Origin of the sequence: Burkholderia sp. Ap-955 (assembly GCF_011753045.1) — a bacterium.
Taxonomy (GTDB): domain Bacteria; phylum Pseudomonadota; class Gammaproteobacteria; order Burkholderiales; family Burkholderiaceae; genus Burkholderia; species Burkholderia lata_D.
The window spans coordinates 37036-53744 of record NZ_VWWH01000049.1; the positions used below are offsets into that span (position 1 = coordinate 37036).

The following is a 16709-nucleotide window of genomic DNA, read 5'->3' on the forward strand; positions in this document are numbered from 1 at the left end:
CAGCGTTGCGATTGGTCGGCGGCGCGGGATGTCCACAACGCCGCGCCCCTCGGCCGACCGGGCTCGCGCGCTCACCGTTCGATTGCACAGCGTTTCGAGTGGCGTGGAGGCCGGGATGTCCACACCGTTGTCGGCATGCGTTTGGCGCTTGCTTCGACGCTCACCGTTGAAATTCACAGCGCGACAAGTGGGTTTCGGCTGCGGATATCCCCATCGGTGAGGGCGTATTGCGTCGATCGGCGGCTCGCCTTCGGCGTTCGAATGCTCAGGGTCGTGAGTGGGTTTGTCGGCTGGAAAGGCGTGCAGAAACATGCATGCCGGGCAATTGCGGGCTCGCGCTCATCGTGGAAGTACTTTGGGTCGCGAGTGGGTTTATCGGCCGGACATGTACGGCGGAACGCGCATGCTGCACAATCGCGGGCTCTCGCTCATCGTGAAAATACACTGGATCGCGAGCGGGATTATCGACCGGACAGGCGCGCCGGAACCCGCATGCTGCGCAATCGCGGGCGGCCGCTCAACGTGGAAATACTTTGGGTCGCGAGTGGGTTGATCAGCCGGAAAGGCATGCTGGAACCCGCATGCTGCGCAATCGCGGGCCTGCACTCACCGACGAAATTCACAGGGCTTCGAGTGTCTGCAACAGCGGTTATCCACGCCCGATCCGGCATTGCTGACCGGCCAGGCGAGCACCCTCACCGTTGAAAACCACAGCGCTTCGAGTGATTCAGGACGCAGGATATCCACATGCATGCGCATCCGTCGATGCGATAACGGATGCGCGCCGCGGAAGGCGCGACCGGCCGGCAATCCTTGCTGGAAGCGGCTCATCGGCCGATCGGGTACAGACACTCACCGTCGATTTACACAGTGTCGCGAGTCGTTTCGGCTGCAGGATATCCACACGGGTGCCCGAGTTTTCCTCGTTCGCACCCCCGTGTGCGAGCCTGAGACACACGACGCTTCAGACGGCGCCGATGGCCGAATGATCGCATTCCTGGTGCGCTGACCGCCGATCCCGTGTTCACGCTCACCCCTGCATTGCGCAGCGCTTCGAGTCGCTTGCGAACGCGGCGATGCGCAGCGAAATCTGCACGTTGCAGACCACACGCCCGCGCTCGCCGTTAAAATGCACGGCCTTTCGGGTGACAGCCGGAACCGGATCTCCACGTCGCGGCACGCACACGGTTCCGCCACGCATGCGCGCGTTCGGCTAGAATGCGCGACGCTTCGAACCACGCAAAGATCGGAAAACCGCGCCAGGACAGGCGCATCGCCCGATCGGACGCCGACCCTCACCGTAGAATTCCACAGCATTTCGCGTCGTTTCGCGGGCGAGTTGTCCACAACCCGGTTCATGCATTCCGTATCATCCGGTGACCCTCACCTGTGAAATGCACAGGGCGCCGAGTCGTTTCGGCGTGAGGATATCCACAACCGATCGCGCGGTGCGACCTTCGTCGGACCATCGACTGGAACGGCCCGCGCATCCGCCGACGGCTATCGGGCATTGACCGGAAAGCCCCATCCAGACGGCCTCGGCGGCACCCTCACCATTCAAATGCACAGCGTTTCGAGTCGCCTTTGAGGTGGGTTATCCACATCTGTCCAACGAGGCTGCACCGAACAGGCACGCGCCCTCGAGCCGCATTACTCGGCAATCGACCGGATGACCGCCGCCGGATTGCCGCCGACCAGCACATTCGGCGGAACATCCCGCGTGACGACGGCCCCGGCCGCGACCACCGAGTTCTCGCCCACCGTCACACCGCCGATGATCGTCGCACCAGCGCCGATCCAGACGTTCCGTTCGATCACGATCGGCTTCGCGACGACGAAGTCGCGCCGCCGCGAAGGTTCGACGGGGTGACCGGACGTGATGAGGCTGACGTTCGGCCCGATCATCACGTCATCGCCGATCTCGAGCCCGCCGAGATCGTAGAACGTGCAGTTCTGATTGACGAACACGTTGCGCCCGAGCTTCATGCCGGTGCCGCCCGTCGCATGGAACGGCGGGATCAACACGAAGCCGTCGTCCACCGGCATGCCGATCAGTTCTCCGAATAATGTGCGAACCTCGGCGGCATCGTCGAACGTCAGGCGATTGATCCGCGCGGCGATCGACATCGCCCGCTTGACCTCGGCCACCATCGCCGCCGATTCCGGCGTTCTTCTCGGAATGATCGTGATGCGATCGTCGTTTTCCATGCGTGAGTTGTCTCCCATGATTTCCCTGTTTCGCGATGCATCGGCGCTTGCGGAACGATGCCAGTGTGGACGTGTGTGCAGACGCTGCGGGCTCCGTGATGCCGTGCGCGGGATGCCGGCCTGCACCGTGATTTCCATCCCATTTATAACTAGTCTCAATATAACTAGTTATCAATGCACCTCATTGTGCGATAAGGCTTTGCCCGGCTTTCTGCCTGATTCTCGCTCGACACACAACGCGTCTGGCCATCCTATGCAGATAACCGCCGCTGGCTAGACGCCCTTGCCAGGTGCCCTTGTCCGAACCTGCGGCGCTCGGGTACGCTGGAGCATCCACCGGACCGACAGTTGCACCCACACGCGGAGGCACGATGAAGCTCTACTACTGGCCGAAGACCCGGGCATTTCGGGCATTGTGGATGCTTGAAGAACTCGGCGTGGTGTACGAACTCGTGCCGATCGACCTGCGTTCGCACGAACAGGGCAGCGACGCGTTCGTGCAGGTCAACCCGATGGCCAAGCTGCCCGCGCTCGACGACGGCGGCATGCCGTTCGCCGAATCGGGCGCCGTGCTGCTCTATCTTGCCGACCGCTGCCCGGGCGCCGGGCTCGGCGTCGCGCCCGACGATCCGCTGCGCGGCCGTTTCCTCCAATGGATGTTCTTCACGCCGACCTGCCTCGAACCGGCGATGGCCGAAAAATTCACCGGCGCGTCGGGCAATCCGGTCGCGTTCGGCTGGGGCAACATCACCCGCGTGCAGCGCGCACTCGCGCAAGCGCTCGCTCATAGTCCGTGGCTCGTCGGCGACCGCTTCACCGCGGCCGACCTGCTGCTCGCCAGCACGCTGAAGACCGCATTCGACGCGCATCTGCTGCCGCACGAAGGCGTGCTCGGCGACTATGTCGCGCGCGCCGAGGATCGCGACGCATTCCACCGCGCGGTCGCGATCGAACAGCGCGAAGCGGCGCGCCTGCTGCATGCGTGACCCGTAGACGCGTCGCGCGGGAGCGGCACTACCGGCCGGCCGCGAGCGCCACTACGCGGCCGGGCCCGACGTCGCGGCGCCGGTATTGACCACCGCGCCCGGCGAGCCGCGCTCGTCGGTATCGGCGTCGACCGGCACCACCTCATGAAAATGCGTGTAGTCGATGTGCGTGATGCCGTCTTCGTCGTGCATCAGGTCGACATAGCGGTGACGCCAGCGGATCTCGTCATGCTCCCAGGAATGGCGCGCCTGCATCACCTGTGCGGTCGTCTCGTCCGAGCCTTCGATCGTGATCAGCAACGACGCGTCGCGCGCGGCGAGCGATTCGGGCGTCTCGCCGAACAGCGCGCTCGATTCGTCGATCACGTGCATCAGGTTCCAGCCGAGCAGGAAGATTGGATGCTCGCTGCGCACGAGCGCCAAGTCGTGGATCTTGCGCAGCGTGTAGCCCTCGTGCGTGCCTTCTACGCGCATCAGCCGCAGTTTCGCCTGCGCCTCGGCAATCACGTTCTGGCGCGCATTCGCGGCGCGCACCATCAGCGTCATCCTGCCGTTCAACGGCCGGACGATCGCGTAGCGTGCGAACAGGATCTTCGCCTGCGGCCGTGAAAACCGCGCAAACACGAGCCCCGTGGCCATCGCAATGCCCGACATCCCGACGAAGATCTCGAACGTCGCGACCAGGTGCGCATAGACGGTCTGCGGATGCATGTCGCCGTAGCCGACGGTCGCGAGTGTCTCGACGCTGAAGAAGAACGCGCCGCCGAAGCCGGCCGGCGACTGGTTCGCAATCGGCGCATGGCCAAGCAGGTAGAGCGTCGCAAAAGCGCCGTTGAGCAGCAGGAACAGCACGGCGAGCGACAGGAAGAATACGGGCCAGCTCACCGTCAGCGCGCGGTGATAGAGGTCGCGCCAGCCGAGCGGCGGCATCCCGTACGCGATCACCGGGCGGTTGCCCGACCAGAGCTTGCGGCCACGGCCGCGGGAGGCTGGGGAGGACGAATCGACGTTCATCGCGCGGCGCCGGAAACAGGGAGGCGATGAGCGTAGCACGCGCGGCGGCGGCCGGGTATGCGTACCGGTTCGGAATCGAAATCCGTCGCGCCGCCGGCCGCGCGGCGCAAAAAAAGCCGGCTGTGGAAGCGGCCGGCTGCGTCGTCAGCGTGTGGGCAAGCGCGCGGTGCTCACTTGCGCGCGGTGCTCACGTGCGGTCGGCGCTCACTTGCGGTCGACGATCACCTGGTCGAACGTGCCGCCATCCGCGAAGTGTGTCTTCTGCGCGTTCGCCCAGCTGCCGAAGACCTGTTCGACGCTGAACGTCTTCAGCGACTTGAATTCGGCCGCATGCTTCTTCAGCACGTTCGCGTCGCGCGGGCGCAGGTGGTGTTGCGCGATGATTTCCTGCGCCTCCGGCGTGTACAGGTAATCCAGATACGCCTGCGCGACCTTGCGCGTGCCCTTCTTGTCGACGACCTTGTCGACGACGGCGACGGGCGGCTCCGCGAGGATGCTCGCCGACGGATACACGGCGTCGAACTGCGCGCCCGATGCGCCGGTGTCCATCAGCGCGACTTCATTCTCGAACGTGACCAGCACGTCGCCGATGCCGCGCTGCGTGAACGTCGTCGTCGCGCCGCGGCCGCCGGAGTCGAGCACCGGCACGTTGCGGAAGATCGCCTTCTCGAAGTCGATCGCCTGCTGGTCGGTCGCGCCCTTCTGCTTCTGGAAGCCCCACGCGGCGAGATACGCATAGCGGCCGTTGCCCGACGTCTTCGGGTTCGCGATGATCACCTGGACACCCGGCTTCGCGAGATCGCTCCAGTCCTTGATCGCCTTCGGGTTGCCCTTGCGCACCAGGAACACCATCGTGGTCGAGTACGGCGAGCTGTTGTCCGGGAAACGCGCGCGCCAGTCCTTCGGCAGCAGTTGGCCACGCTCGGCGAGCAGGTCGATGTCGTTCGGCTGGTTCATCGTCACGACGTCGGCCTGCAGCCCTTGCAGCACCGACAGCGCCTGCGCGCTCGACGCGCCGTGCGACTGCTTAATCGCGACCGTCTCGCCGGTCTTCTGCTTGTAGGCGGCGGCAAAACCCGCGTTGATGTCCTTGTACAGTTCGCGCGTCACGTCGTACGACACGTTCAGGATCGACGTATCCGCGTGCGCGGCCGTTGCCGCCACGACCAGCGCCGCCGCCGCGCCCGTGTGCAGCCAGCGGCCGATCCCCTTCATGCTTGCCATCGTGATATGCCCCGTTTCCAGTGGTGGTGAATGTGCGTGACGGCACGCGTACGCGCTGTCATCGAAACGTAAGCGGGCATTCTAGCGGCCGGGCGCGGCGCGCTTTCCAATCAGTCGTGGAAAGCAAATCTCGAATCCTGCTAAGCGGCGGCGGACGCTCGCGCGCGGATCGGATCCGGTGTTAAGATCGCCGCTCAGCCCATTTTCCGGTTCTCCCATGTCCGCTGCCCTGCGCTCGCTTCCGATCCTCGCCGCCGTCGCGGCAGGTGCGCGCGCGGCCGGGCTGAAACTGAAAAAACGACTCCTCGACTGACGGGGACGTCACGTCCCGTCAGGCGAATGCCGGACGGGATGCCCGCAGGTCGTTTCTTTCTCCTTGCTCGCACGCCTCGCTCCGGCTCTCCGCCGGCGGAACGGTTCCTTCCCACTCCGTTTCCACCATGAGGCTTTGCATGAACACACGTTTCGAAGGTATCTGGCTGCCGATCATCACGCCGTTCCACCACGGCGAAGTCGACCATGCCGCGCTCGCGCGACTCGCGCGCCACTATGCTGCCGCGGGCATCGCAGGCTTCGTCGCGAGCGCGACGACCGGTGAGGGCGTGCTGCTCGACGCGCGCGAACAGGACGCGGTGATCGCGACGCTGCGCGACGCGGCGCCCGGGCTGCCGATCGTCGTCGGGCTGACCGCGAGCGCGACGCATTTCGCGGCCGCCCGCGCGCGCGAACTCGCGGCGCTGCGGCCCGACGGGCTGCTCGTCACGCCGCCCGTCTACGTGCGGCCGACGCAGGACGGCATCCGCCGCCACGTTGAGGCGATCGTCGAGGCGGCCGACCTGCCGGTGCTCGTCTACAACATCCCGTACCGCACCGGCGTGAACGTCGAACTGGAGACGCTGCAGGCGCTCGCGCGCGACCCGCGCGTCGCGGGCATCAAGGAATGCGGTGGCACGCTCGACCGGATGAGCCGGCTCGTGCACGACACGCCGCTCGCGATCCTGTCCGGCGACGACAATCAGAACTTCGCGGCGATGTGCGCCGGTGCGCACGGCGCGATCGCGAGCAGCGCGCACGTGCTGCCCGAATGGCATGTGCGCATCCATGCGTTGCTGCGCGACGGTCGGCTCGCCGATGCGCGGCGCCTGTCGGTCGCGCTGCAGCCGCTCGTCGCGGCGCTGTTCGCGGAGCCGAACCCGGCGCCGGTGAAGGCCGTACTGGCCGCGCAAGGGTGGTGCGAGGACGGGTTGCGGCTGCCGTTCGTGCCGGCGAGTGAAGGGTTGAGGGAGCGGCTAGCGGCCATTTGTGCGGAACTGGACGCGTCCACGCAAGCTGTCGCGGCAGCGTAGGATTTCGCTTCCGAAACAGTTTCAGACTGTCAAGATTCGGGACGCGCCATACTGCGCGAGATGGCTGTCGGCCGTGACGAGCAACAGCGGTTCACACCACGCTTGCGCAACGAGCAACCGGTCGAACGGGTCGCCATGATGATGTGGCAGATGACGCACGGCAGCACCGTGCGTAGCCCGGACCGGTAGCTCGCGATACTTGCTTGTCTTGATCTCACCGACGAGCCGATCCACGTCGACGTCCAGCTTTCCCCTCCCGGCTTTGATCGCCATCTCCCAGATGCTCGCGCTGCTGACGAACACGGCGTCGGCGCAGGTGATCAGCCTGCGCCCGCGAACGCTCAGTTTCGGATCATCACCCCACATCCACAGAAAGATGTGCGTATCGACCAGCAACCGCATTACTTCCCTTCGAACTCGGCCAATTCTTCCGCGGAGAGGGGCGCATCGAAGTCGTCGGCAATCCATATCTGCCCCTTGAGGGCGCCGAACCGATGGATGGGTTCAAGCGGCACCAGCCGGACCGACTGTTTGCCGTCCTGCGCAATCACGACGCGTTCGCCCGCGATCGCGGCATCGAGCAGCCGCTGCAGGTCGAGCGCGGCTTCAGGGACAGTGGAAACTTGCATGATGGGCTCCATTGAGTGAGCCACCATTGTCACGATCTTCGCTCCATTCCTCCAATAGGCCGATTGTCCAGCCGACTGCGGACGCGTCGATCGATGTCACGCCGCCAGCGCCGCCCCCGTCCCCTCCGTCGCATCCCGCACCGCCTGCTTCACGATCCGCGCGAGCCGATCGACTGTCGGCGTCGCCGACGACGTACGCCGCAGCAAAATCAGCGGCAAACTCGGCAGCGCCGGCAACCCGCACGAAGCCGCATCGAGCACGCGCACCGACGCGGGCAGCCCGTACTGCGAGCGCACCGTCAGCCCGAGGCCGGCCGCCGCCGCGGCCCATAGCCCGGCGAGACTGGGGGTCGTGAACGCAACGCGCCACGGCACGCCCGCGCGATCGAGCGCGCCGGTCGCCGCACCGAAGAACCGGCACGGCCGGTCGAACACGACGAGCGGCAGCGGCTCGCCCGGCGCGCGCACCGCACGGCCGCCCGTTTCCTCTGCGCCGCCTTCCTCCTCAGCGCCACCGCCCGGCATGCCGAAGCCGGTCGCGACCGAACCCGCCGCCCCCACCCACTGCATCGGCACCTGCGCGATCGCTTCGCTCTCGATCCCCGCGCGCGCCACCAGCGCCGCCGACGCCGGATCGCCCCACACCAGCGCGAGATCGAGCTGGTTCGCGTCGAGCCGGTCGAGCAAGTCGGCATTGCGCGCCACGCGCGCCTCGATCCGCACCTTCGGATGCGCACGCGCGAACCGCCCGAGCACGTCGGGCAGAATCGCCTCGCCGAAATCCTCCTGCAGCCCGACACGCACCCAGCCGTCGAGATTCATGCCGCGCACGGCCGCGGCCGCCTCGTCGTTCAGCTCGATCATCCGCCGCGCATAGCGCAGCATCGCGTCGCCGGCGTCGGTCAGCGCCAGCCCGCGCCCGGCCTTCACGAACAGCGGCGTGCCGGCCTGCTCCTCGAGCTTGCGGATCTGCGCACTCACCGCCGACGACGAGCGCGCGACGCGGTCGGCCGCCTTCGCGAAACTGCCGAGATCCACCCCGGCGACAAGGCTGCGCAGCGCCGCCACGTCGAAGTTGGGCCGGGCCAGCGTGGCATCGGCCAGCGCGAGCGACTCGCCGTCGTCGCGGGGAATGTCTTGTCCGGGCATCTCAACCATCCTGTTTTACCGAACGATTCATCAAGAACTTTCCGATTTTCAGGATGAATGTAGGGCGCCAGACTGTGGATGTCAATTTCCAACCGGGCCTGCCGTCATGGATACCTCGTGCATCGCTTCCCCCTCCTCGCCCGCCCGCGACGTGCGCGGCGCGGCTCATCGCTGGCGCGTGCTGGCGGCCGGCGTTGCCGCGAACATGAGCTTTTCGGCCGCGGCGGCCGGCATTCCGACCACGGCCGTGTGGATGCGCACGGCCTATCACCTCGACAACGGCGCGCTCGGCCTCGTGCTCGGCGCGCTCGGCTTCGGCGTCGCGCTGTCCGAGCTGCCGTGGGGGATGGCCGCCGACCGCTTCGGCGACCGGCGCGTGCTGCTCGCCGGGCTCGTCGCGACGGCCGCGATGTTCGCGCTGATGGTGTGCACGATCGTCCCGACCGCGCACGGCGTGCCGCCGCTGATGCGCGTCGTCGTGGCAATGTGCTGTGTCGGCCTGCTCGGCGGCAGCGTGAACGGGTCGAGCGGGCGCGCGGTGATGCGCTGGTTCGGCGAGCGCGAACGCGGGCTCGCGATGAGCATCCGCCAGACGGCCGTGCCGCTCGGCGGCGGCGTCGGCGCGGCGCTGCTGCCGTCGCTCGCGTCGCATATCGGCTTTGCCGCGGTATTCGGCGCGCTGATGCTGCTGTGCGCGGGATCGGCCGCGCTCACCTGGCGCTGGCTGCACGAGCCGCCGGCCGAATCGGCCGTGACGCACCCCGCCACGCATCGCCCCATCGAGCGGCTGCCATCCGCACGGCAGGTGCGCAACCCGCTCGCGAGCGGCCCCGTGTGGCGGATCGTGCTCGGCATCGGCCTGCTGTGCGCGCCGCAGTTCGCGGTGCTCACGTTCGCGACGGTGTTCCTGCACGACTTCGGCCGGCTCGGCCTCGCCGGCATCAGTGCCGCGATGGTCGCGCTGCAGCTCGGCGCGATGGTGATGCGCGTATGGAGCGGCCGTCATACCGACCGGCACGGCAACCGGCGCGCGTATCTGCGCGGTTCCGTTTTCGTCGCGGCCGGATCGTTCACGCTGCTTGCCGCGGCGACGGCCGGCAGCCCGCACGTGCCGCTCGCCGCGATCGTCGCGATTCTCGTCTTCGCCGGCATCTGCGTGTCCGCGTGGCATGGTGTCGCATACACGGAGCTCGCGACGCTCGCGGGCGCGAATCAGGCAGGCACCGCACTCGGCATGGCCAATACGATCGTCTACCTCGGGCTGTTCGCGACGCCACTCGCGATTCCACCGCTGCTCGCGGTCAGCTCGTGGAGTGTCGTGTGGCTCGCGGCCGCGCTGGTCGCCGGCGCGACTTATCCGCTGTTCGCCGCGAAATAGCAGCCGCTCGTCTCACGCGGGCGTCGCAGCGCACGCCGCGATGCCCGCAATCCGTCAGGCTGCTTCGCGCGCCATCGCACGCCGCGACGCCGGCCGCTCGGCCTCGCGCTGCGCGTGGGCAGTCCAAGCCGCATGCCGCGTCATGTCGAGCCCGATCGCGACGCCCCAGCGATACAGCACGAACAGGAACGGATCGACGATCGAATGCGCGCCCGGCTCGGCCCATGTGCGACCGTCGGCGAGCGCGGCTTCGATCGTCTCGTTCGCGGTTTCGATCGTGCGCCGCCCGTGCGCACTGACCTCGCCATGCAGGGCCGGATCGCCGATGAAGCGGCCCGGCCGCCACAGCGCGCCGTAGCCGACGCCGTGCACCCAACCGACCAGCCAGGCGAGCCATTCGTGGCACCGTGCCTCGCGCAGCGGATCGCCGAGCGGCAGCAACTGCGCATCGGGATAACGGCGCGCGAGATACGTGAGGATCGCCGGCGTTTCGGTCAGCACGTGCGGCTCACCCGGAATCGCGAGCACGGGCACGCGCGCTTTCGGGTTGATCGCGAGATAGCGCGCTTCGAGGTTCTGCTGCTCGCGAACGGACACGATCTCGACGTCGAACGGCGCGCCGGTTTCCTCCAGTGCGATGTGGGCGGCAAGCGAGCAGGCGCCCGGCGAAAGATAGAGACGATAGGCGTTCATGGTGGTGTGGCCCGACGGGGATGTGGAAGACGGAACCGAGTGTAGGAACGCGTGCCTGCCCGCCGCAAACGATGAATTGTCGTGCTCGGACATTAGTGTTACTAATACCCGCATGCGACGCATCCACCTTCCTCCGCTGCAGACGCTGCGTGCGTTCGAGACCGCCGTGCGGCTGCAGAGCTTTACGCGCGCCGCCGACGCGCTCGCGCTCACGCAAGGCGCCGTCAGCCAGCACATCCGTGCGCTCGAGGCGCAGCTCGGCTATCCGCTCTTCACGCGCGAGCGTAACGGTGCAACGCCGACGCACGCCGCGCACGCGCTCGCACTGCAGGTACGCCAAGGCCTCAGCGTGCTCGAGCGCGCGTTCGAGCCGGCGCTCGCCGTGCGCAGTCGCCCACGCACCTGCGACGTCACGCTGAACGTCAGCGTGCTGCCGAGCGTCGCCGAGCGCTGGCTCGCACCGCGCCTGCCGCGCTTTACGGCCGCGCATCCGCACATCGCGATCGCGCTGCACCCGGACGTGGCGCTCGCACCGCTGCGCAAGCGCGACCGCATCGACGTCGCGCTGCGCTACGGGCCCGGCACGTGGCCGGGCGTCGTCGCCGAGAAGCTGATGAACGAGACGATCTTTCCGGTTGCGAGCCCCACGTACCGCAATCGCGACGGCGTCGCGCCGCGCGCGCCGGCCGATCTCGTGCGCGCGACGCTGCTGCGCCATCCCGCGCAGCCGTGGGAACCGTGGCTCCAGGCCGCGCGGCTCGACCTCACCGAATCCGCACGCGCGCCGCGTTTCACCGATCCGAATGCGCTGATCGACGCGACGCTGAAAGGCCGCGGCGTCGCCCTCGCGCGCCGCTCGCTGATCGAGCCCGAACTCGCGGACGGCACGCTCGTGCGCGTGTCGACGGTGCGCATCGCCGACGTGTACGCGCACTACGTCGTGTGGCGCCCCGGCCATCCGCACGAAGCGGCGATCCGCACGTGGCTCGACTGGCTGCGCAGCGAGGTGCGGCGCAGGACGCCGCGGCGCTGACGCCGGCGCTCACGCCCGCGTCGGCATCGCCACCTTGTCGAGCGTGATCGGCAGATCGCGCACCCGCACGCCGGTCGCGTGATAGACCGCATTGGCGATCGCGGCCGGCACGCCGGTGATGCCGATCTCGCCGATGCCGCGAATGCCGAGCGGATTGAAATGCGTGTCGCGCTCGTCGACGAAACTCACATCCAGCTCGCCGATGTCCGCGTTCACGGGCACGTGATATTCAGCGAGATTCGCGTTCGTGAAGCGGCCGTGCCGCACGTCGAGATGCGAGCCTTCCTCGAGCGCGGTGCCGAGCCCCCACACCATCCCGCCGATCAACTGGCTGCGTGCCGTTTTCGCGTTGAGCAGGCTGCCGACGCTGTAGACACCGACGATGCGCGGTACGCGAATCGTGCCGAGTTCGGCATCGACGTGCACTTCGGCAAACACCGCGCCGAAGGAATGAGACGCATAGCGCGACTTCTCGTCGCCCGGCTTCGTCGTCGCCTGCGCGTCGATCGGCTGACCGCCCGCACGCGCGATCACCGCCGCGGCCGGATCGCGCCGCGAAGGGTCGCCGCGATGCACGACCCAGCCGTTGTCGACCGTCACGTCGTCGGCCGCGGCGCCTTGCAGTGGCGATCCGGGGGCGGCGACCGCCAGCGCGACCAGCTTCGCGCGCGCCTGCAGCGCGGCCTCGCGCACGGCCGGCGCCACGCTCGCCGCCGACTGCGAGCCGCCCGATACCGGCGCACGCGGCAGGCTGGAATCGCCGAGCACGAAGCGCACGTTCTGCGGCGAGAAACCGAGCGCATCGGCCGCGACCTGCGTCATCACCGTGTAGGTTCCGGTGCCGATGTCCTGCGTGCCCGATGCGACTTCGGCCGTGCCGTCCGGCAAGATGCGCGCCCGCGCCGACGCTTCGCTGCGGTTCGCCGGATATGTGGCGGCCGCCATCCCGAGGCCGATCAGCGTGTCGCCGTCGCGCATCGTGCGCGGCGCGCCGGTGCGGCGCGACCAGCCGAAGCGCCGCGCGCCGACCTCGTAGCATTCGCGCAGCTTGTTGCTCGACCACGGCTTGCCGTCCTGCGGATCGACCGCCGCGTAATTCGCGAGCCGCAGCGCGACCGGGTCCATGCCGAGCCGCCACGCGAGTTCGTCCATCGCCGATTCCAGCGCGAACGAGCCCGACGCCTCGCCGGGCGCGCGCATGAACGTCGGCGTGCCGACGTTCAGCGACACGATCCGGTGCGTGGTCGCGTGGTTCGGCACCGCGTACATGATCCGCGACGGCATCCCGCACATCTCCATCCAGTCCTCGAACGTCGACGTGGTGGCAATCGTGTCGTGGCGCATCGCCGTCAACGTGCCATCCTGGCGGGCGGCCAGCACGATGCGCTGTTCGGTGAACGGCCGCCCGCCGACCGGGCCGAACATCTGCGGCCGCGTCAGCGCGAGACGAACCGGGCGCCCGACCTGCTTCGCGGCCATCGCGCACAGCGACACGTGCGACCACGACGAACCCTTGCAGCCGAAGCCGCCGCCGAGGAACGGTGAAATCACGCGCACGTGGTCCGGCGCGATGCCGAAGATCGCGGCCACCGCCGTGCTCGCGCCCGACACGCCCTGTGTCGCATCGTGCAGCGTGAGCGTCGGGCCGTCCCAGCGCGCCATCGTCGCATGCGGCTCGATCGGGTTGTGATGCTGCATCGGCGTCGTATAGGTCGCGTCGATGCGCACCGCGCCTTCGCGCAGGCCCGCATCGACGTCGCCGCGCTGCGTATCCATCGGGCGGCCCTGCTGCTTCGGCGGCACGCGCGCGCCGCGCTTCGCCTGCGCGAAATCCGCCACGGCATCGCTCGCGCGATAGCGCACGTGCACGGCATGCGCGGCGTCGGTCGCCTGCTCGAGCGTTTCGGCGACGACGACCGCGACAGGTTCGTTGCTGTAGCGCACCGTGTCGTCCTGCAGCAACGTGAGCCGGCGCCCGGCTGGCGGCGATAGCGGCGACCGGCCGCCGTTGGGCAGACGCATCGCGTTCTCGTGCGTGATCACGAGCAGCACGCCCGGCATCGCGCGGGCACGGGCCACATCGATCGATTCGATGCGCCCGGATGCGATCGTGCTCGTCACGAGCACCGCGTGCGCGAGCCGCGCCTCGGGAAACTCGGCCGCGTAATGCGCGCCGCCCGTCACCTTGAGCACGCCATCGACACGGTCGAGCGGCTGTCCGGTCAACGTATTCATGCGACACCTCCCGTCCCGGCGGCTGCCGTTTCGACCGCACGGACGATCGCCCGCTGCGCGAGCGCGACCTTGAAGCCATTACCGTCGAGCGGCCGCGCGTCGCGCAACGCCAGCGCGGCCGCCTCGCGCAACGTCGCGTCGGTCGGTGTGCGGCCCGCGAGATGCGCTTCCGCCTCCATCGCGCGCAACGGCTTGTGCGCGACGCCGCCGAGCGCGATCCGCGCGTCGGCGACGCGCGGGCCGTCCATCCGCAGCGCGGCCGCGACCGACACCAGCGCGAACGCGTAGCTCGCGCGATCGCGCACTTTCAGGTAGTGCGCATGGTCGGCGAAGCGCGGCGGCGGCAAGTCCACCGCGGTGATCAGCTCGCCCGGCTCGAGCGTCGTGTCGAGATCGGGACGATCTCCCGGCAAGCGGTGAAACGATGCGATCGGAATCTGCCGCGCGCCGCGCGGGCCGCTCACCTGCACGACGGCGTCGAGCGCGGCGAGCGCGACGCTCATGTCCGACGGGTTCACCGCCACGCACTGGGGGCTGGCGCCGAGGATCGCGTGCATCCGGTTGTGGCCGCCGATCGCCGCGCAGCCGCTGCCCGGCTCGCGCTTGTTGCATTGCGCGAACGCGGGATCGTAGAAATACGGGCAGCGCGTGCGCTGCATCAGGTTGCCGCCGACGGTCGCCATGTTGCGCAATTGCGCGGACGCGCCGGCGAGCAGCGCCTGCGACAGCAGCGGATAGTCGGCGCGCAGGCGCGGATGATCGGCCGCATCGCTATTGCGCACGAGCGCGCCGATGCGCACGCCGCCGCCGGGCAGCGCATCGACCGTATCCAGGCCCGCGATCCGCGTGATGTCGATGAGCGTGACGGGCCGCGCGACGCCGCCCTTCATCAGGTCCAGCAGGTTCGTGCCGCCGCCGATGAATGCGGCGCCGGGCCGCTGCGCCGCGCGCACGGCGCCGGCGACGTCGGTCGCGCGTTCGTAGGAGATCGCTTCCATTGCGGTGCCCTCCGTCGGTTAGCCGTGCGCCGCGTGCGCGGCGCGCACGGCGGCGACGATGTTCGGGTACGCGCCGCAGCGGCAGAGGTTGCCGCTCATGCGCTCGCGGATCTCGTCGTCCGACAGCTGCGCGGGACGGCGCCGCACATCGTCGGTGGCGGCGCTCCCGGCCCCCGCCGCGAACTCGTCGAGCAGCGCAGTCGCCGAGCAGAGCTGGCCGGACGTGCAGTAGCCGCACTGGAACGCATCGCATTCGACGAATGCGCGCTGCACCGGGCTCAGCACGCCGCCGCGCGCCAGCCCTTCGACGGTCGTGATCCGCGCGCCTTCGTGCATCACCGCGAGCGTCAGGCATGCGTTGATGCGCCGCCCGTCGACGAGCACCGTGCACGCGCCGCACTGCCCGCGATCGCAGCCCTTCTTCGTGCCCGTGAGCTCGGCGTATTCGCGCAGGGCGTCGAGCAGCGTGACGCGCGGCTCGAGCTGCAGCGTGTACGCGCGCCCGTTGATGTCGAGACGCACGGGCTGCGCCGGAACCGTATCGCGGCGGGGCGCGGCCGGCGTGGATGCCGCGTACGACGGCTGCGGATGAACGTGCGATGCGGCGCTGACGGTCGCGGCAGCCGCCGCGGATTGCAGGAAGCGGCGCCGCGCGGCACTGGACGGCGTATCGTGCGGCAACCGCGGCGCCGCTGAATGGCCGGGCCCGAGCGGCGACGGGGCGGCATCGCGCGCCGGTTCGGCAGACGGAGAATCGGATTGATCGCTGGACATGATTTCTGCTCGCTCCATGGTTGATGGACGCAGATGTGCCGCCCCGCGCCCGGATGGCGGCGCGGTCGGCACGCGCATCGGCAACGAGCAATTCCGGTGCCGCGAAACGGCGGGGCAACGCCGATGTGCCGCGCCGGTCGCCCGTGCGCGGCGCGCACCGGGCGGCAGACGGAACACGCTGCCGCTGACCATGCCTTCATGACACCCCGCTGGCGCGCGGCTGGCCGTTCGCTGACGGAGCGGCAATAACGCCCGGTTTTCCGGCGCATCCGGCCACACATCGGTCGCAAGTTGCCGGGTGCATGTGCAACGGCGCGCATGGCGCTCGCGTCGCCGTGGCCGGGTCGCGTCGTGGCGCGCCGTGTAAATGCGCGCAGCATCCGTCTCTGCCGGAAAATTCCGCCACGCATGCCGGCGGATCGCCGCGAAGGCGTTCCGTCGGCCTGACGAAAACAGGTCGCGATCACACTCGCATCGCAAACGATTCACCGAAACGTCGCATCGCGGCGGCATACTCGAAAACGTTTCCCGATCAGCCTGCCAGGAGAGAAGTCATGCGTCGCGTTTTCGTCGCCGTCGTTCTGTGTGCCGCCGTTTTCGTCGCCGCCTGCAGCGACGACGCGCCGCACGACGCCAACGCGACCGACGCCGCGCAGCAGGCCGGCGGCGCATCGAGCGGCGCCGCCAGCGCGTTCAACAGCGACGCGAGCGCGAATACCGCCGCGTCCGATGCCGCGCCGCTCGCGCCGCCCGTCGTGCACTACCCGCCCGATGACGACGACGATGCGAAGCCCGCCGCGAATGCAGCCGCCTCCAGCGCGGCCGCGTCGTCGCCGGGCTGATCCCGTCACCACGTGATATGAGTCGGACCCGCTCGGGGAGAGCGGTGGGCATTCGTTGGGAGGCGTCGCTGACATGACGTCACGGTCGGCGGTGGCGCAAACGGCATGGCGTCGCGCCACCTCGCGGGCCACGCCGAGCCCGGCCGGCCGAGCGATTCGGACTCGGCCGGCGCCAGGCCCGTGCGCGCGTCGCAAGCGCA

Annotated in this window: 16 protein-coding genes; 5 read left to right on the forward strand and 11 right to left on the reverse strand. The window is 68.7% G+C overall.

The window, feature by feature from the left end; genetic code table 11:
• Nucleotides 1–606: 606 nt before the first annotated feature.
• Nucleotides 607–831, reverse strand: a complete 225-nt coding sequence (locus F3J15_RS23410; RefSeq protein ID WP_166894327.1) for a hypothetical protein — start codon at nt 829–831, stop codon at nt 607–609.
• 819 nt (nt 832–1650) lie between these two features.
• Nucleotides 1651–2208 carry a sugar O-acetyltransferase gene (locus tag F3J15_RS23415; protein WP_166894345.1) on the reverse strand — a complete coding sequence of 186 codons (558 nt, stop codon included), beginning with the start codon at nt 2206–2208 and terminating at the stop codon, nt 1651–1653.
• 371 nt (nt 2209–2579) lie between these two features.
• Here F3J15_RS23415 and F3J15_RS23420 point away from each other — a divergent pair, with 371 nt between their 5' ends.
• Nucleotides 2580–3194, forward strand: a complete 615-nt coding sequence (locus F3J15_RS23420; RefSeq protein WP_089446538.1) for a glutathione S-transferase — start codon at nt 2580–2582, stop codon at nt 3192–3194.
• Between the two features lie 51 nt (nt 3195–3245).
• On the opposite strand, the gene F3J15_RS23425 is transcribed toward F3J15_RS23420, so the two are convergent.
• Complete coding sequence (locus F3J15_RS23425; protein ID WP_089446539.1) at nt 3246–4208, reverse strand: ion channel; 963 nt, start codon at nt 4206–4208, stop codon at nt 3246–3248.
• Nucleotides 4209–4412: 204 nt separating this feature from the next.
• The gene (locus tag F3J15_RS23430) at nt 4413–5432 is read right to left on the reverse strand and encodes a sulfate ABC transporter substrate-binding protein (RefSeq protein ID WP_069249019.1); all 1020 of its coding nucleotides are present in this window, start codon (nt 5430–5432) and stop codon (nt 4413–4415) included.
• A 452-nt stretch (nt 5433–5884) separates the two neighbouring features.
• Between F3J15_RS23430 and dapA the strand changes: the two genes are divergently transcribed.
• A complete protein-coding gene (dapA, locus tag F3J15_RS23440) occupies nt 5885–6778 on the forward strand; it encodes a 4-hydroxy-tetrahydrodipicolinate synthase (RefSeq protein ID WP_166894329.1) in 894 nt (297 codons plus the stop codon).
• 21 nt (nt 6779–6799) lie between these two features.
• Here the strand turns inward: dapA and F3J15_RS23445 are convergent, their stop codons facing one another.
• The 3 genes from F3J15_RS23445 to F3J15_RS23455 all read right to left on the reverse strand — a co-directional run bounded on the left by F3J15_RS23445 (nt 6800) and on the right by F3J15_RS23455 (nt 8556).
• Nucleotides 6800–7180 (reverse strand): type II toxin-antitoxin system VapC family toxin, encoded by a 381-nt coding sequence (locus tag F3J15_RS23445; RefSeq protein ID WP_166894331.1) that lies wholly within the window; start codon nt 7178–7180, stop codon nt 6800–6802.
• Nucleotides 7180–7407: a prevent-host-death protein gene (locus F3J15_RS23450; protein ID WP_240159248.1), complete on the reverse strand. Its 228-nt coding sequence runs from the start codon at nt 7405–7407 to the stop codon at nt 7180–7182. The genes F3J15_RS23445 and F3J15_RS23450 overlap by 1 nt, the downstream gene beginning before the upstream one ends.
• Nucleotides 7408–7503: 96 nt before the next feature.
• Nucleotides 7504–8556 (reverse strand): LysR substrate-binding domain-containing protein, encoded by a 1053-nt coding sequence (locus F3J15_RS23455; RefSeq protein WP_166894335.1) that lies wholly within the window; start codon nt 8554–8556, stop codon nt 7504–7506.
• Between the two features lie 106 nt (nt 8557–8662).
• Here F3J15_RS23455 and F3J15_RS23460 point away from each other — a divergent pair, with 106 nt between their 5' ends.
• Nucleotides 8663–9934, forward strand: a complete 1272-nt coding sequence (locus F3J15_RS23460) for an MFS transporter (RefSeq protein WP_166894337.1) — start codon at nt 8663–8665, stop codon at nt 9932–9934.
• Between the two features lie 54 nt (nt 9935–9988).
• Here the strand turns inward: F3J15_RS23460 and F3J15_RS23465 are convergent, their stop codons facing one another.
• Nucleotides 9989–10627, reverse strand: a complete 639-nt coding sequence (locus F3J15_RS23465; protein ID WP_166894339.1) for a glutathione S-transferase N-terminal domain-containing protein — start codon at nt 10625–10627, stop codon at nt 9989–9991.
• Between the two features lie 112 nt (nt 10628–10739).
• On the opposite strand from F3J15_RS23465, the gene F3J15_RS23470 reads away from it, so the two are divergent.
• Complete coding sequence (locus F3J15_RS23470; RefSeq protein WP_069249025.1) at nt 10740–11660, forward strand: LysR substrate-binding domain-containing protein; 921 nt, start codon at nt 10740–10742, stop codon at nt 11658–11660.
• A gap of 9 nt (nt 11661–11669) precedes the next feature.
• Here the strand turns inward: F3J15_RS23470 and F3J15_RS23475 are convergent, their stop codons facing one another.
• From F3J15_RS23475 to F3J15_RS23485, 3 genes are read right to left on the reverse strand one after another with little or no spacing between them, the layout of a single operon-like run.
• On the reverse strand, nt 11670–13895 hold the full coding sequence (locus tag F3J15_RS23475) for a xanthine dehydrogenase family protein molybdopterin-binding subunit (RefSeq protein ID WP_166894340.1): 2226 nt from the start codon (nt 13893–13895) through the stop codon (nt 11670–11672).
• Nucleotides 13892–14893: a xanthine dehydrogenase family protein subunit M gene (locus F3J15_RS23480; RefSeq protein ID WP_166894342.1), complete on the reverse strand. Its 1002-nt coding sequence runs from the start codon at nt 14891–14893 to the stop codon at nt 13892–13894. The genes F3J15_RS23475 and F3J15_RS23480 overlap by 4 nt, the downstream gene beginning before the upstream one ends.
• 18 nt (nt 14894–14911) lie before the next feature.
• Nucleotides 14912–15667 (reverse strand): 2Fe-2S iron-sulfur cluster-binding protein, encoded by a 756-nt coding sequence (locus tag F3J15_RS23485; protein WP_166894344.1) that lies wholly within the window; start codon nt 15665–15667, stop codon nt 14912–14914.
• A gap of 554 nt (nt 15668–16221) precedes the next feature.
• Between F3J15_RS23485 and F3J15_RS23490 the strand changes: the two genes are divergently transcribed.
• The gene (locus F3J15_RS23490) at nt 16222–16509 is read left to right on the forward strand and encodes a hypothetical protein (protein WP_089446550.1); all 288 of its coding nucleotides are present in this window, start codon (nt 16222–16224) and stop codon (nt 16507–16509) included.
• The last annotated feature ends 200 nt before the right edge of the window (nt 16510–16709 follow it).

Bases quoted from the DNA above. Each gene is read 5' to 3' on its own strand.
- F3J15_RS23450 (WP_240159248.1), bottom strand. From the start codon at position 7,407: ATGCAAGTTTCCACTGTCCCTGAAGCCGCGCTCGACCTGCAGCGGCTG.
- F3J15_RS23410 (WP_166894327.1), bottom strand. From the start codon at position 831: ATGAGCCGCTTCCAGCAAGGATTGCCGGCCGGTCGCGCCTTCCGCGGC.
- F3J15_RS23445 (WP_166894331.1), bottom strand. From the start codon at position 7,180: ATGCGGTTGCTGGTCGATACGCACATCTTTCTGTGGATGTGGGGTGAT.
- F3J15_RS23475 (WP_166894340.1), bottom strand. From the start codon at position 13,895: ATGAATACGTTGACCGGACAGCCGCTCGACCGTGTCGATGGCGTGCTC.
- F3J15_RS23420 (WP_089446538.1), top strand. From the start codon at position 2,580: ATGAAGCTCTACTACTGGCCGAAGACCCGGGCATTTCGGGCATTGTGG.
- F3J15_RS23430 (WP_069249019.1), bottom strand. From the start codon at position 5,432: ATGGCAAGCATGAAGGGGATCGGCCGCTGGCTGCACACGGGCGCGGCG.
- dapA (WP_166894329.1), top strand. From the start codon at position 5,885: ATGAACACACGTTTCGAAGGTATCTGGCTGCCGATCATCACGCCGTTC.
- F3J15_RS23465 (WP_166894339.1), bottom strand. From the start codon at position 10,627: ATGAACGCCTATCGTCTCTATCTTTCGCCGGGCGCCTGCTCGCTTGCC.
- F3J15_RS23485 (WP_166894344.1), bottom strand. From the start codon at position 15,667: ATGTCCAGCGATCAATCCGATTCTCCGTCTGCCGAACCGGCGCGCGAT.
- F3J15_RS23460 (WP_166894337.1), top strand. From the start codon at position 8,663: ATGGATACCTCGTGCATCGCTTCCCCCTCCTCGCCCGCCCGCGACGTG.
- F3J15_RS23455 (WP_166894335.1), bottom strand. From the start codon at position 8,556: ATGCCCGGACAAGACATTCCCCGCGACGACGGCGAGTCGCTCGCGCTG.
- F3J15_RS23415 (WP_166894345.1), bottom strand. From the start codon at position 2,208: ATGGAAAACGACGATCGCATCACGATCATTCCGAGAAGAACGCCGGAA.
- F3J15_RS23470 (WP_069249025.1), top strand. From the start codon at position 10,740: ATGCGACGCATCCACCTTCCTCCGCTGCAGACGCTGCGTGCGTTCGAG.
- F3J15_RS23490 (WP_089446550.1), top strand. From the start codon at position 16,222: ATGCGTCGCGTTTTCGTCGCCGTCGTTCTGTGTGCCGCCGTTTTCGTC.
- F3J15_RS23425 (WP_089446539.1), bottom strand. From the start codon at position 4,208: ATGAACGTCGATTCGTCCTCCCCAGCCTCCCGCGGCCGTGGCCGCAAG.
- F3J15_RS23480 (WP_166894342.1), bottom strand. From the start codon at position 14,893: ATGGAAGCGATCTCCTACGAACGCGCGACCGACGTCGCCGGCGCCGTG.